Origin of the sequence: Rahnella sp. BCC 1045 (genome assembly GCF_019049615.1) — a bacterium.
Taxonomy (GTDB): domain Bacteria; phylum Pseudomonadota; class Gammaproteobacteria; order Enterobacterales; family Enterobacteriaceae; genus Rahnella; species Rahnella contaminans.
On record NZ_JAFMOZ010000144.1, the window covers coordinates 66,434 to 81,849 of the forward strand.

Below are 15,416 nucleotides of genomic sequence, written 5' to 3' on the forward strand. Positions count from 1 at the left end.
TGAACAAAATAAAAGCGGAATCTGTGGGGTAAGGCAGATTTTTTGGCAGAAACGGCAGAGTTCAGGGCATAAAAAAAGGCTGCGCCCGTGAAGGTGCAGCCTGTTTAAAGAAGAGGGCGTTACAGCGTGTGGATATCGATACCGTCGCCGATATTACTTTTCTGGTAATAAGCCCGCGGGACTTCTACCTGATACTGTTTGTCGGCGTAGGCGACTTCCAGAATAAAACGTTCGTTCTCATAAGATTCTACCGGAATAAATCCGAAGAACCCTTCCGTTACGCTGATGGTGCGGGTAGACGGAATCGCATAACGATGAACAATCCTTGCTCTGAGCGGCTGCTGATTGCCGGTTAACGTGTTCCATACGCGGTTAACGGGTTGCGCCAGAGTATCAATCACCTCTGAGGCCAGCGAGTTAAGAGCGGATGGCCAGCTCTTAGGTTTTTTCATTGTCATGATGAATACCTCGTTGGTCTATATAACCCAATTCATATAATTATCCGCTGCTAAGATCCAATCATTTTTTACGCTAAGTTTATTCAGCTTTTGTAAGTGGCTGGCAGATTTGCAAATTACTCCGCGAGAGTTTTACGTCTTTTGCCGGATTTGCGTTCTGCTAGCAATAACGGGCAGGAAGGGCACATGGCGTGATCGGCCAGATCGTAGCGCAGACAGCATTGTTTGCGATACTGCGGGCTGTCAGGATCGGAAGGGTCTTCGGCGCGCATCGGCTGAAACAACGGGTTTTTGCCGCCGTAGCGCAGCTCGCGTGATTCCATCAACGTCATACCGTCAGAAATATCAGCATCAACCAGTTCCGCCTGTTTCACGCCCCAGCCAACGCGTATCGCCGCATTGCTCCAGTAAATACCCGGTTTCAGCCCGGAGAATTCTGCCAGTGCTTCGCAAATCGGGCGCAGCTGCTGCTCGATCATCACGTCAAACCGCGCCATGGGCTCCTGTGAAATCAGCGCTTCGCCTTCGCCATCCAGATAAATCTGCGCCGGTAAGCCTTCTTCCTGCATACACAGATAGACATTTTCAGCGGCGATAGGTAACTGCCAGCCGTGGCGCAGGGAAACGATTACCCAGCTTGGCAGCAGGGTAGCGAAATACCATTGTGACCACATCGAGATACGTGCGCGGCGGGTATCGCACTTTGCGGCATCGGCCGCATTGGCGTCCAGATAGCGTTTGAGCACGCTGGCACAGCCTTCCGCCGTCGTGAGGTGCGACATCGGCACGGCATTCGTCACCAGCGGCGACATAGGTTTGAAAGTATCGGCAACCCAGCTGACCGGCGTTTCGCGGAAACTGTCGAGGAGTGTTTGCATCATTGCGTTATAAACGTCATTCGGCTCTGTAAATCATGGGAATAGAGTATCGAATATTAAAGCGGAATAGTAATGATTTCGATTTAGATTGAGGGTTTTCGCCTCCCGTTACGAAGGGGGAGGCGCAGAGGGCTTAACCGGCGACACTGACGCCGGCTTGTTTCAAAATATCACGCACAATTTTTTGTTTATCACTACTCAGTGGCAACGCCGGTTTCAGCGAATAAACAGGTACGTCGATACCGACCTGCGAGATGGCGTATTTGATGACGTTGTAAATGGGCGTATCCAGCGTGTAGAGCGACGGCAGGAAAGATAACCGCTGTTGCAGTTCTACCGCAGTGGCGAAATCTTTCTCTTTAAAAGCGCGGTAAATTCCGCAAGTGAGGTACGGCGCAAAGTTGGCGCTGGCGGGAATAGCACCGTCCCCGCCGAGAATTAGCGTACCGAACAGATATTCGTCATAACCAGAAAATACCGCGAAATCAGGGCGTTCAGGTTTCACGGCCTGTATCGTTTCGCGAATATGATTGAGACTGTCGACGGTGTCTTTCAGTCCGACGATGTTCGGGCAATCCAGCGCCAGGCGTTTAATCAGACTGACGGGAATCGGCTGACCTGTCAGCGCCGGATAGTTATACAGAATCACCGGCAGACCCGCGTTTTCAGCAAGGGTGCGGTAATGCAGATACAGCGCTTCTTCGGTCAGCGGATTGTAATAGGGATTCACCACCACCACGCCGTCCGCCCCGACGCTTTTAGCGTGTTGTGCGAACGCCAGCGTTTCCGCCGTGCCGGGATGTGCAGCTCCGATCAGCACCGGCACGCGTCCGGCAACGTGTCTGGTGCAAAATTCGGCGACTTCATGCCGCAGTTCGCGGGACATATGCGCAAATTCTCCCGCGCTGCCGAGGAAAAACAGGCCGTTTACGCCGCCTTCAATCGCAAAATCAATCAGGCGCGCCATACCCTGACGGTCAAGCTGTTCGTTTTCATTCAGGATTGTTGCGACCGGTGGGATCACGCCATGAAACAGTGGACGGGTCATATATTCGTTCTCCATATGAAAGTGCAAAGTACTCAACACTCCATTTATAGAACGGCGTTTCAAATTTTTATAGCGATGGGATCGAATTACATCGTTTTAGCGAAGATTTGGAAGGGGAGTCACAAAGAGGGAGTTAACTCCCCTGCGAAGTGGGAGGAGCAAAAAAGCCCGTTCGGCTCCGCTCTCCGCTAAGGAAAGTGGGGTATCAATGCCATCTCCGAAATGACCCTCTTTTTCGCACTTTCGCTAACGTATTGATTTCAATGAATCACTTATTGCATCAAAAAAAGAGGGTATTTCTTCCCAAAGAGGAATAATCTTTTGCAGTTCAGAGTCTAAACCCCGAAACCTAACAGTTCACTGCCGCACAGGCAGCTTAGAAATAGCAAATGCAGCTGATAAATGCCGATTAAAAGTTCACTGCCGCACAGGCAGTCGCTTGCGTTCATGATGTGTCCGGTCTGAACATCCCCCTTTGCAGGGGGAGGAACAAGGTAGATCCAAAACTACATCACCAGCGCCTGACCGTCTTTGCGGGATTCCGTCCCGGCCAGATACCCGCCTGCCGGATTCACCACAATCACTTGTGCGCCGCCGAACGAATGGCCGCCAAGCGGATCTTCGACAATCAGCTCATGCCCCATCGCCCGCAGCGCGGCCAGCGTATTGTGGTCATACGTGGCTTCCATCGCGACCTGACGGCCACCGTTAATCCGCCAGCGCGGCGCATCGATGGCGGCCTGCGGATTTTGCTTGTACAGCATAATTCGCAGCGCCAGTTGCAGATGTCCCTGCGCCTGCATCGGGCCGCCCATCAGGCCGAAGGACATCAGCGGTTTGCCTTCGCCGTCCTGCGCAAACGCCGGAATAATGGTGTGCAGCGTGCGTTTATTCGGCGCGACGCAGTTGGCGTGCTGCTGATCGAGCGTAAAGCCGCAGCCACGATTTTGCATACTGATGCCGGTTCCCGGTACGACAACGCCGGAACCGAAACCCATGTAGTTGGATTGAATAAACGATACCATCATGCCGCTGGAATCGGCGGTGGTGAGGTAAACCGTGCCCCCCGGACGCGGTGCGCCGTAGGTCACGTCGCTGGCTTTCGTGCGGTCAATCAGGCGCGCACGTTCTTCCAGATACGCATCGTTCAGGAACAGTTGCGGGTCGAACTGCATGTGGTCGTTATCGGTGACGTGCTGATCCAAATCGGCCAGCGCCAGTTTCATTGCTTCGATGCACAGATGCGTGGTTTCGACGGAATCCACCGGTTTATCGCCGATGTTAAGCTTACCGAGAATGCCCAATGCAATCAGCGTGGCGATACCCTGACCGTTTGGCGGCAGTTCGTGAACCGAACCGCCTGCGAACGATTGTTGCAGGGTTTCCACCCAGTCGGCTTTGTGATTCGCCAGGTCATCGTGGGTTATCGCACCGCCAAATTCCCGGCTGTGGGCGATCATTTTATCGGCCAGCTCGCCGCGGTAGAACGCTTCGCCTTCGGTTTTGGCGATCAGCTCCAGCGTATCGGCCAGCTGAGGATTACGGAAGATTTCGCCGATTTTTGGGGCACGACCTTCCGGCGCGAAACATTCCATAAAACCCGGCTGATTGTGCAGTTTTTTCACCGCTATTTCCCACAGGCGGCCAATCAGCGGCGATACCGGAAAACCGTTACGGGCGTAATCGATCGCCGGTTGTGCCAGCGTGGTCAGCGGCAGGGTGCCAAAACGTTTTGCCAGCGCCACCCAGCCGGAAACCGCGCCCGGCACGGTGACGGCGTCCCAGCCATAGGTCGGCACGGCTTCATAGCCTTTAGAGGCGAAATACTCCGGCGTCCACGCCGCCGGTGAGCGGCCCGATGCATTCAGGCCGTGAGCTTTTTTACCGTCCCAGATAATCGCAAAAGCGTCGCTGCCCACGCCGTTACCGCTGGGTTCCAGCACGGTCAGCGCGATGGCGGTGGCGATGGCCGCATCGGCCGCGTTTCCGCCGAGCATCAGCATTTTCATCCCGGCCTGTGCTGCCAGCGGCTGGGAGGCGCAGACCGCATTGGCCCCCATCATCGTCGGGCGCAGGGTAGGATAAGCGGCGTTAAAATCGTAATTCTCAGACATCATTATTCCTTTTAGAAAACGCGTTATTCAGAGCGGGGATCGAGCGCATCACGCAGCCCGTCACCCAGCAAATTAAAACCTTGTACCGTCATAAAAATCGCCAGACCGGGGAAAATCGACATCCACGGCGACTGTTCGAGGAAGCTGCGCGCGGTATTAAGCATCGCGCCCCACGAGGCGTCCGGCGGTTGCTGCCCCAGCCCGAGAAACGACAGGCTGGCTTCGGTAATGATGGCCGACGCCACCGCCAGCGTGGCCTGCACCAGAATTGGCGACAGCACGTTGGGCAGCACATATTTCAGTAAAATCCAGCGGTCTGGCAGGCCAATCGCCCGCGCGCCTTCGATGTATTCTTCATTGCGGATGCTCATGACCTGCGCGCGTGTCAGACGGGCAAAAATCGGCATCGCAGATAGCCCGATGGCAATCATCGCATTCCCCAGACTTGGCCCGAGAAATGCGCCGAGCGCAATCGCCAGCACCAGAAACGGACAGGAGAGCAGCGCCTCAACCACGCGGGAAATAATCCCGTCCAGCCAGCCCTGCCAGTAACCGGCAATCAACCCCAGCGGAACGCCAATCACAATCGCGATAATCACCGACACGCAACCGGCCATCAGCGACGTGCGAGCGCCCCAGAACAGACGCGACAAAATATCGCGCCCCAGTTCGTCGGTGCCCAGCCAGTGCAGGGCGGAAGGCGCTTTTCGCACCTCCATGAAATTGGCTTTTATCGGATCAAACGGTGATATCCACGGTGCCAGAAGTGCCAGCAAAGCGAACGTCAGCACAAGGATCGCGCCGATGACCGCGCTTTTATTGCGCAAAAACTTACGCAGAACGCGGTTTGGCTCGCGGGTGTTGAGTGACGTTGTCACGGGAATAACGGAAACACTCATTTCAGGCTCTCCGCATACGTGGATTAACCAGAACATACAGCACGTCGGCCAGCAGATTCATCAGCAGAAAACCGACCGCCACGACCATCACCACACCCTGAACCACCGCGTAATCACGGTTAAAAACGGAATCAACAATCATCTTGCCGAAGCCGGGAATGGTGAAAACCTGTTCGCTGAGCACCGCGCCGCCCAGCAGTTCGCCGAACAGCAATGTCGTCAGCGTAATGATCGGCACCAGCGCATTACGCAGTGCGTGTTTCATGATGACTTTTTTCGGCAACAACCCTTTGGCGCGCGCCGTCCGGATGTAATCCGCTTTCAGAACCGTAATCATCGCCGCGCGGGTATGACGCATCAGCGTGGCGGAAAGCCCTGTGCCGAGCACCGCCGCAGGCAGCAGCATGGTTTTCAGGTTTTGCAGCGGGTCTTCCGAGAACGGCACATAACCGGACGCCGGAAGCCAGTGCAGCTTGACCGAGAAGAACATAATCAGCAGCACCCCCAGCCAGAAATGGGGGATCGAAATCCCCGACAGCGCCAGAAAGTTGGTGCCGTTATCAATCCAGGTGCCTTTATTGACCGCCGCCAGCACGCCCATCGTGATGCCAATGATCAGCGCGACAATCATCGCCAGCATCGACAGTTCCAGTGTCACCGGCAGTTTGCTGGCAATCAGCTGCAACACCGGTTCCTGCGTGCGCAGCGACGTGCCAAAGTCACCGCGAAGCGCGTTGCCAACCCAGTGGAAATACTGGCTGGGGATCGGATCGTTGAGATGGTATTGCTCGCGCAGCTGGGCAATGACCGCCGGATCACGTTCCTCGCCCGCCATCGCTGTGATCGGGTCGCCCGGCAGTAATTTCTGCATCGAAAAAACCATTAGCGTGACCAGAAACAGCGTCGGTACGGCTGATATCAGCCTTTTAACCACCAGTTCTAACATCGCAAATCCTCGGCAATTATTTGTTCAGTGCCAGACCCTGCAACCGGATCAGACCGTCGGCGTAAGGTACAAAACCGGTGACTTTCTTACTGATACCGAAAATGCGCGGTTCGAAGTACAGATACACCAGCGGATCGTCGATGTTTTCCTGCTCAACCACCTGTTTGTATAGCGCTTTACGCTGCGCCACATCGCTGGTCAGACGCGCTTCCTGCAACCATTGATCGACTTTCGGGTTGCTGTATTTGCCATCGTTGAGGCCGCCTTTGGTGCTCAGGAACGAGAAAATATTGCCGTCAGGATCCGGACGGCCAGACCAGCCGGACATACTCATCTGGAAAGCGCCACTTTGCTGGCGGTCAAGCAACGTGGCGTATTCGGTCATTTGCAGATTCAGGTTGATGCCCGCCTCGCTGACCATCGCCTGAAGTACCTGTGCGACCTGCTGGGACGTCGGGTTATTCGCCACCAGGAAATCAATAGTCAGCGGCGTCTTCACTCCGGCTTCGGCCAGTAATTTTTTGGCCTTTTCAATGTCGCGTTTGGGAACCGGAATATCGGCGTGATACGGGCTGGCAGGCGAAAATGCCTGATTCGCCGGGGTATATTGCCCCTGGAAAACCACCTGATTGATGGCGTCGCGGTCAATCGCCAGCGACAGCGCCTGACGCACGCGGGCATCTTTCGCCAGCGGCGTATTGGTATTGGCGGTGCCATTGCCGACGTTAATCGTCAGCCCCATATAACCGAGGCCGGTGGTGCTGGCGAGTTGCAGATTGCTGTCGCCTTTGACCGTCGCCGTATCGCTGGCGGCAATCCCTTCAGTGATATCCAGATCGCCCGCGCGCAGGTTGGCGAGACGCACGGACGCATCCGGGATGGGCAGGAACACCACTTTGTCGAAGTGATAGGCGCCTTTGTTCCAGTAATTATCAAAGCGTTTTAATACGATGCGATCCTGTTGCACGCGGCTGACGAATTCATAGGGGCCGGAGCACACCGGATGCGCGGCCACGTTACCTTTTGCCGTCGCTTCAGGTGCGAGGATCGTGCCTGCGCGGTCGGTCAGTTGCATCAGCAGGGCGGCATCGGCGGTTTTCAGGTGGAAAACCACGGTGTACGGCGCCGTCACTTCCACGGAATCCACCGAAGATAGCTCGCTTTTGCGCAGAGAACCCGGCAGCGTCAGATAGCGCTCAATATTGAATTTAACCGCTGCCGCATCGAATTTTTCGCCATCATGGAACGTCACGCCTTCGCGCAGATTCATCGTCAGCGTTTTACCGTCATCACTGAACGTCCAGTCTTTCGCCAGGCCCGGCACGATTTGCAGATGCTGATCGACATCCACCAGCCGTTCGCACATCGCACTGAACACAAAACGCCCGTAATAGGTGCGTGCTGTGGCGGGATCGAGCATGTCCGGATCGCTGCCAAGACCGATGCGCAGGGTGCTTTCCGCATGCGCAAGGCTCGCGGTGGTCAGCAACAGTAACGCCGGAATGCAGGCGCTTAAGCGGGGTGCAAATTTCATGGTCGGGTTCCCAGAGTTGAAGTTAATGTCGAAGTTGGATCGGAGGATGAAAGCCGTGACTGGCTCGCCTGTTCAAACAGCGCACGCCGTAAGATAAAAGCGGCAGACGGCGGAGGAACCAGCGCGGAAGTCCGGTCGCGCTGTAATTCGCTCCAGCGGTGGCAGGCCACCATGCGGTTAACACTGACGGTTTCCAGCGGCGGTTCGACCTGCCGGCATTCGTCGGTGGCGTACGCGCAGCGGGTATGAAACCGGCAACCGGAAGGCATACTGGACGGATTGGGCATATCCCCCTGAAGCAGCGGCACCGGGCGTTTTACGCCGGGCGTCAGCAGCGGTGCAGAAGCAATCAGCGCCTGGGTATAAGGATGCAGCGGCTGATCAAAAATATCGTCCGTGCTGGCCAGTTCGACGATTTGCCCGAGATACATTACCGCCACACGGTCGCTCATGTGGCGGATCACCGCCAGACCGTGGGCGACGACAATCATCGTCAGGCCAAACTGCTGTTTCAGGTTTTCAAGAAGATTCACGACCTGCGCCTGCACCGAAACATCCAGCGCAGAAACCGGCTCATCGCCGAGCAGAAGTTTCGGAGAAGAGGCCAGTGCGCGGGCAATACCAATACGCTGACGCTGGCCACCGGAAAACTCATGGGGATAACGGTTGCTGAAAGCGGCGGGCAGGCCGACAGTGGTCAGCAACTCGCGCACCCGCGCCTGACGGTCGGCTTTACCGCTGACAATGTTGTGCAGCCACAACGGTTCGCCGACGATCTCTTCCACCGTCATGCGCGGATTAAGTGACGCAAACGGATCCTGAAAAATAATCTGTAAATCACGGCGCAGGTTTTTCATCTGTTCGGTGGAAAACTGCCGCAGATTCCTGCCTTCATAAAAAACGTCGCCTTCGCTGGCGCTGAGTAACTGCAACAACAACCGGCCGAGTGTGGATTTCCCGGAACCGGATTCCCCGACGATCGCCAGCGTTTCACCGTGCCAGACGCGCAGCGAAACACGATCGACCGCCTGAACATTTTTAGGTTTACTGAACACTGACGCCGGGCCTTTGAAGATTTTGCTCAGCCCGGCGGCTTCCAGAATGGGGCGAGGTGCTGGACTCATGCGCAGGCTCCTTCCGCTGATAATGCGAAAAAGTTTTCCAGCGGTGCGTAGAAACAGGCCACGCGGTGAGGAGACTTATGCAGCGCGCGCAAAGGCGGCCTTTCCTGATGACAACGGGTATCCGCAAACGGGCAGCGTGTCGAAAAACGGCAGCCTTTTGGCATATCGCGTGGCAGCGGAACCGCGCCGGGAATGGTAGAAAGTGCGCCCTGGCGCGATGCCAGCGAGGGCATCGACCCCATCAGCCCGATGGTGTAAGGGTGCTGCGGATTGTTAAAAATAGCTTCAACCGCGCCCTGTTCCACGATTTGTCCGGCGTACATCACCGCCACGCTGTCAGCCACTTCGGCGACCACCCCCAGATCATGAGTGATCAGCAGCAGGGCGCTGCCGGTTTCTTCCTGGATCCGGTTAAGCAAAGAGAGGATTTGCGCCTGGATCGTGACGTCCAGCGCGGTGGTCGGTTCATCGGCAATCAGCAGCTGCGGGCGGTTGATCAGCGCCATCGCAATCATCACGCGCTGACGCATCCCGCCGGAAAGCTGGTGCGGATAGGCATCCATCCGCAGTTCCGGTGCCGGAATTTGTACTTTTTTAAGCATCTCCAGCGCCTGCGCACGCGCCTGTTTTTTATCGGTGTTCTGGTGACGCATCACAGCTTCCGCCAGCTGATCGCCCAGCCGCAGCGCCGGATTCAGTGACGTCATTGGCTCCTGAAAAATCATCGCCAGTTCCTCACCGCGCAAATCCGCGTACTGACGCTCAGAAAGCCCGCGCAGGGACGTCCCGTTCAGGTGAATTTCGCCGTGTAACACGTTCGCGCTGGCGGGCAATAATCCCATGAGCGCCAGCGACGTCACGCTTTTTCCGCAACCGGATTCCCCCACCAGCGCCAGCGTTTTACCGGCCTCCAGTTGCAGGGAAATACCGTCCAGGACTGTGGCCGGAGAGCCGGAAAACTGCACCTGTAAATTGTCGATCTGTAACAGCGGCGTGACGGAGCCGTCCGGGTCAGTCATCAGTGAAATCCTCATCGTCATTCAGGGTGGAAAGGAATGCCTGTTGCAGGGCAAGAAGGTGCTCGCGCATCACGCGCGCAGCTTCTTTGGGCTGGCGCGCGGCGATGTGTTCAACAATGCGGTGATGGTGATCGTCGTAGCGGCTCAGACGTTCCTGATTTCGCGCTGCATCACGTACCGCCTGCCAGCTCGGATCACGGCGAATGGCATCGACAGCGTCGAAAAGCCCGAGCAGCAGACGGTTACCGGCAGCATCGGCAATCGCACGGTGAAACGCGCTGTCCCAGAGTTCAATCTGATCCGCGTCATCGCGGGAAATGCTGTTCACGCGATCCAGCAAACGGCGCATCAGCTGAATTTGCTCCGGCGTGGCGCGCAGGGCGGCATATTTCGCCAGCCCCGGCTCAATCTGGAGACGGGCTTCCATCACTTCCTGCAAATTCGATTGTTTCGGTAGCGCCTGTAAACTCAGCGGCTGCGCCGGACCGTTCGGGCCGGTAAACGTGCCTTTCCCCTGTTTGCGCCACACGCGGCCTTCCTCTTCCAGCACATCCAGCGCACGGCGAATTTCACGGCGTCCGGCATCAAACATCTGCATCAGATCGCGCTCTGCCGGCAGTGGCTGAGTCTGATCCGGATGCTGCTGTATCAGTTGACGCAGCTGTTCCAGCGCTGAATTCGACGTTCCGTTAGAAGGGGGCAGCGCCCCGGCGTTTGTTGGCATTGTTCAGTTTCCCGCTGGGTATTAACTCGTTAATCAGTCCTTTGCATTTTCTGAACCAATTTTGTAATGGTTCGTGAAAAAGTTTTGCAGAAAGGAGAATTTGTTTTTAATTTCAAACGAATAAAAAATACGCTCTTTAAACGGAAGATCGGTTTTCGTATTCATAACATATTGATATTGCGCTGATATGCACAAGTGTAGTGCGTTAAATTAATGTTAACGGATCGTAATGGTGCGTAATTTCGCGGTATGAGAAGTAGATCAAATAAGCGTAATAAGTGGGCTAATGGTTCGCTATATCGTTGCTTCACGAAAGAAGGAAAGGGTCGGGACGGCTATTAAGGAATAATTCGCACGTCGCGGCAGGCACGGGCAGTCAGATCGTCTGCAAGTTTGTGAATTATGGTGAGGGTGTCGCAAGTGGAGATGAGTGGATTCAGGTCAGCGAAGGGGAGGGAATTGCCGGGGCATTATGGTTTTGCTCTTTACTCTCCCCCGGCGAAGGGGAAGAGTAAAAACAATCGTCAGAAATAATAGCCTTTTGCGCCCTTTTTCCCGCGATCATTTCCGGCAAATACCCTGTCTAATACCTATCATCAGAGAGGTGTAAACCCAGTCAGGCGGGATTCTGAGGGCTGAGGCCGTCCAAAATAATATCCCTGGAACAAACTACAACCTTCTTCTTTCAGACGCCTGAACTGCTCGGGGGTTTCGACGCCTTCTGCTGTGGTCTGAATATCCAGACTGCGGCTCATGCCAGTGATGGCGCGGATGATCGCCAGCGCTTCACGGCTGTCCTGCATATCGTTGATGAACGAGCGGTCGATTTTGATTTTGTCGAACGGGAACGAGCGCAGATAACTCAGCGACGAATAACCGGTGCCGAAATCATCCAGCGCGATACGCACGCCCAGCGCTTTCAGTTTTCGCAGGGTATCGATATTGCCCAGCGTATTGTCGAGCAATACGGACTCGGTGATTTCCACTTCCAGCCGCGACGGATCCAGCCCGGACGCTTCAAGTGCGGATTCCACCACAGAAACCAGTCCGCTGTTTTTGAACTGAATCGGTGAGAGGTTCACGGCGACGGTCTGCGAGCCGGTCCAGGTTGTGGCTTCACGGCAGGCTTCGTGTAACGCAAAAGATCCAAGGCTGTGGATCAGGCCCGTTTCTTCGGCAATCGGGATGAAATCTACCGGCATAATCAGCCCGTTTTGCGGGTGATGCCAGCGCATCAGCGCCTCATAGCCAATGACCGCATCGTGTTTGGCATCGGTAATGGGCTGGTAGTAAAGACGCAGCTGATTGCAGGTAATCGCGTCGCGCAAGTCCATTTCGACCACGCGGCGTTTGCGGGCGGCGGCGTCCATTTCAATACGGAAATCTTCGTACCGGTTGCGGCCATTACGTTTGGCTTCGTACAGCGCCATATCCGCGCAACGCAGCAGCTGATCCGGCGTGTTCTCGGTGGAATCCGCCAGTGCGATGCCGATACTCAGGCCGACCGAGAGCGAGTGACCGTCGATAATGACCGGCGGGCGCACGGATTCAATCAGGCGTTTGGAAATCTGATGCGCCGCGGAGATATCTTTCAGGCCGGGCAGCACGACGGCAAACTCGTCACCACCGATGCGCGCCAGCGTGTCGTCATCGCGCAGCGTCATCCGCAGACGTTTGGAAATCGCCCGCAGCAGTTCATCGCCGACCTGATGGCCGAGCGCGTCATTCACGTTTTTGAAATTATCCAGATCCAGACACAATGTAGCCGTGTGGCTGTGCGTATAGCTGTCGCGCTGCAACGCTTCGTTAAGACGCTGGCTGAAAAGAATGCGGTTGGGCAGGCTGGTCAGATTATCGTGGTGCGCCATGTGATGGATACGCGCATGCGCGGCCTGCTGATCGGTCACGTCGTCAGCAATCATCATCACATAACTGGTTTGAGGATCGTGCCCGCGGATCACCGAACTGGTGGTTTGCAGCGTACGGTCGCCGATGGCCGTCAGCAGTTGTTGCTCGCTTTTATGCACACCTTCAGCGCGCAGACATTCGTCCGACTGCTTATTAATAAAGTTGCTGAGCCCGAATCCCATGCAATCCTGCGGACGTTTGCCGAGCATTTTCTCGCGCGAAATCCCCAGCAGGCGTTCGGCCTGACGGTTCACCAGCAGAATTTCCCGCGAAACGGCATTTTCAACGATCACGGAAGAGGGAATATTGGCGATCACCGTGTTCAGAAATTGCGATAAAGAAGAGAGCTGTTCGCTGTTGGATTCGGCCAGTTCTTTGGCCTTCAGCAACTCTTTTTCGGTTTCACGCCTTTGCGTTACGTCACGGGTGATCTTGGCAAAACCAATGATTTCACCGGCTTCGCGCAGGGCTTCAATAATGATGTGCGCCCAAAAAAGCGAGCCATCTTTGCGCTGTCGCCAGCCCTCAGATTCATAGCGGCCCGTTGAACGCGCGGTCTCCAGACCGTGCTGCGGCCAGCCACTTTTCTTATCTTCTTCCGTGTAAAAGCATGAAAAATGCTTCCCCACGACTTCTTCAGGCGTATAGCCTTTTGCCCGCTGCGCGCCGGCATTCCAGTTCGCAATGGTGCCGTCCGGTGTCAGCATATAGATGGCGTAATCTTCTACGCGTTGGACCAGCAACCGATACAGTACATCAGAATCTTCGCTCATTTTTTTTGCCTGGTAGCCTGCCGTCTCTGCCCGGATTCCGTCCAAATCAGAGTGCGGCTAAATAGTGCGCCTGTCCCGACGCATTTTTGCTGTGATGTGCTCATGAAACGTTAGCATAAGATAATTCTTAGTTCGCCAAATTTTGCTTCTAACATGCTTAAAATTAAGCGTTTTTAGCTAAAAGATCGGACTTAAGTTAAATTGCACTTTTGAGTTTGAGTGACCAGATTCGTTATCGGCGCAACAGGAATGAAACTTTAGCGGAATGGCATAAAAAGCTAAGGAAAATATGAGGGGATCCAATGTGTTAAATAAAAAGGCCGCAAACTATTGCGGCCTGTTAAATTTTGGTTACGGACGCGGCGGTTTGGGTTCGTGCTTCACCGGTGGTTTTGGCTTCGCTTTAGGGTGAACCGGCGCAGGTTTAACCTGATGATGCGGTTTTTTGTGTTTCACGACAGGCTTGTGAACTTTATGAACCGGCTGCGGTTGACTGACCGGCCCGTTGTGCGGGCCTTCAGCGTAAGCACTCAGGCTGGCGGTCGCCAGCAACGCACACAGAACAACTATTCCTGACTTAATCATTGTATTCCCCGTTCCCGTTTTGACGGTGTTTTCTGATAACACACAGACTTTGCGGGGCAAACGGGAAAACGACAATTCGGATAAGGCTTAATAAAGGGGGTTTAACGGAAAATTTAAACTGCGTTTACGTAAAGCTGAGGGAGGTGCAGGGCGCTTACGGTATTTCCTGCAAGCGCGCCGGTAAACTTTCGGGAATTACTGCACGACTTTATAAGGGCCGTCGGTCACTGACTCGCGCAAAATAAGCTCAGACACAAACTTATTCTTTTCGGATAAATAGCCGCCATCGAGCATGGAAATAATCTGGCTGATGACTTCGCTGACCATGTCGCTCACCGGATCTTTCACGCTCGACAGTGCCGGAATAAGAAAAGGCGCGGTCGGAATATTATCAAACCCGATCACCGAAACCTGCGCAGGCACGGCAATTCCGGCGATGCTGAGCTGCTTAATCGCACCGATCGCCATTTCGTCATTGCTGGTAAGCAGGGCGGTGAAGGGTAGCCCGGACGACAACAACGTTTCCACCGCCGCCGCGCCACTGGCCGGTGACCATTTTCCCTTAACGATCAGCGATTCTTTTACCGGTAAACCGGATGCCGTCAGCGCGTCGCGATAACCGGAAAGCCGCTCAATGGCGGTCGGGGAATCCATCGAACCGGTGATAAACGCAATATCCCGATGTCCGCGTTCAATAAGCGCCTGCGTGGCGTTAAAACTCGACCCTTTGTGGTCGCAATAAATACAGTGGCTCTGATGTTTGCGTAATTTGCGGTTCACGACCATCACCGGTTTTTTATATTTGTCGATGAGCAAATCCATTTCATCGACCGATAAAAAACGCGGATAAATAATAATGCCGTCGCAGCGCAAATCGTGCAAAAACTGAATGGCGTCCTGTTCTTCTTCCGCGCTGTGTTTACCATCCACCAGAATCAGCTGGCGTCCGTTGGCGTCGAGTTTTTTCGCAGCCTGAGAAATTAATTCACTGAAATAATGCCCGTTATACAGCGTATTCGTCACCACCAGCCCGATGCACATCGATTTGCTGGTTGCCAGATTTCTTGCCAGTAAATTGGGCCGGTAGCCCGCTTCCTCAATGGCTTTATAGACCTGATCTTTGGTTTCCTGGCTCACATAACCCTTGCCGGAAAGCACACGGGAAACCGTGGCTTTCGAGACGCCCGCTTTGGCTGCAACTTCCTGCATTGTCGACATCAGGCACCTTCCGGATGAGAAAAATTATTCGTCATTCTACACATTCCGCGCGTGCTGAGACGATTTCACTTCGCAAGGAGATCGTCATCACAAAAATGAAACGGTGTTGTATTTATTTATTGAAGTCAGAAGAAGAACTGAACATTCTCGTGTGAAACCGGTTACCTACTGTTTCGGAAAAAGCCCGC

Annotated in this window: 13 protein-coding genes; all 13 read right to left on the reverse strand. The window is 54.7% G+C overall.

The window, feature by feature from the left end; translation table 11 throughout:
• Positions 1 to 119: 119 nt before the first annotated feature.
• Positions 120 to 458, reverse strand: coding sequence for a hypothetical protein (locus tag J1782_RS24460; protein WP_104922154.1), 339 nt, complete (start codon positions 456 to 458; stop codon positions 120 to 122).
• A gap of 116 nt (positions 459 to 574) precedes the next feature.
• The gene (gene fhuF, locus J1782_RS24465) at positions 575 to 1,339 is read right to left on the reverse strand and encodes a siderophore-iron reductase FhuF (protein ID WP_152326064.1); all 765 of its coding nucleotides are present in this window, start codon (positions 1,337 to 1,339) and stop codon (positions 575 to 577) included.
• A 130-nt stretch (positions 1,340 to 1,469) separates the two neighbouring features.
• Positions 1,470 to 2,384 (reverse strand): dihydrodipicolinate synthase family protein, encoded by a 915-nt coding sequence (locus J1782_RS24470; protein ID WP_217154079.1) that lies wholly within the window; start codon positions 2,382 to 2,384, stop codon positions 1,470 to 1,472.
• Between the two features lie 506 nt (positions 2,385 to 2,890).
• The gene (locus J1782_RS24475; protein ID WP_217154080.1) at positions 2,891 to 4,498 is read right to left on the reverse strand and encodes a gamma-glutamyltransferase family protein; all 1,608 of its coding nucleotides are present in this window, start codon (positions 4,496 to 4,498) and stop codon (positions 2,891 to 2,893) included.
• A 23-nt stretch (positions 4,499 to 4,521) separates the two neighbouring features.
• Positions 4,522 to 5,397, reverse strand: a complete 876-nt coding sequence (locus tag J1782_RS24480) for an ABC transporter permease (RefSeq protein ID WP_217154081.1) — start codon at positions 5,395 to 5,397, stop codon at positions 4,522 to 4,524.
• 1 nt (position 5,398) lies between these two features.
• Positions 5,399 to 6,343, reverse strand: a complete 945-nt coding sequence (locus tag J1782_RS24485) for an ABC transporter permease (protein ID WP_152326067.1) — start codon at positions 6,341 to 6,343, stop codon at positions 5,399 to 5,401.
• 16 nt (positions 6,344 to 6,359) lie between these two features.
• Entirely contained in the window at positions 6,360 to 7,877 is a 1,518-nt protein-coding gene (locus J1782_RS24490; RefSeq protein ID WP_152326068.1) for an ABC transporter substrate-binding protein, read from the reverse strand.
• Positions 7,874 to 9,001: an ABC transporter ATP-binding protein gene (locus J1782_RS24495; RefSeq protein ID WP_217154082.1), complete on the reverse strand. Its 1,128-nt coding sequence runs from the start codon at positions 8,999 to 9,001 to the stop codon at positions 7,874 to 7,876. The genes J1782_RS24490 and J1782_RS24495 overlap by 4 nt, the downstream gene beginning before the upstream one ends.
• Positions 8,998 to 10,020, reverse strand: coding sequence for an ABC transporter ATP-binding protein (locus J1782_RS24500; protein WP_152326070.1), 1,023 nt, complete (start codon positions 10,018 to 10,020; stop codon positions 8,998 to 9,000). Before J1782_RS24500 ends, J1782_RS24495 begins: the two co-directional genes overlap by 4 nt.
• A complete protein-coding gene (locus tag J1782_RS24505; RefSeq protein ID WP_152326071.1) occupies positions 10,013 to 10,744 on the reverse strand; it encodes a FadR/GntR family transcriptional regulator in 732 nt (243 codons plus the stop codon). Before J1782_RS24505 ends, J1782_RS24500 begins: the two co-directional genes overlap by 8 nt.
• A 596-nt stretch (positions 10,745 to 11,340) precedes the next feature.
• A complete protein-coding gene (locus J1782_RS24510) occupies positions 11,341 to 13,425 on the reverse strand; it encodes an EAL domain-containing protein (protein ID WP_165057322.1) in 2,085 nt (694 codons plus the stop codon).
• Positions 13,426 to 13,776: 351 nt separating this feature from the next.
• The gene (locus J1782_RS24515) at positions 13,777 to 14,010 is read right to left on the reverse strand and encodes a hypothetical protein (protein ID WP_165057324.1); all 234 of its coding nucleotides are present in this window, start codon (positions 14,008 to 14,010) and stop codon (positions 13,777 to 13,779) included.
• 195 nt (positions 14,011 to 14,205) lie between these two features.
• Positions 14,206 to 15,228, reverse strand: coding sequence for a LacI family DNA-binding transcriptional regulator (locus J1782_RS24520; RefSeq protein WP_217154083.1), 1,023 nt, complete (start codon positions 15,226 to 15,228; stop codon positions 14,206 to 14,208).
• Positions 15,229 to 15,416: the final 188 nt, after the last annotated feature.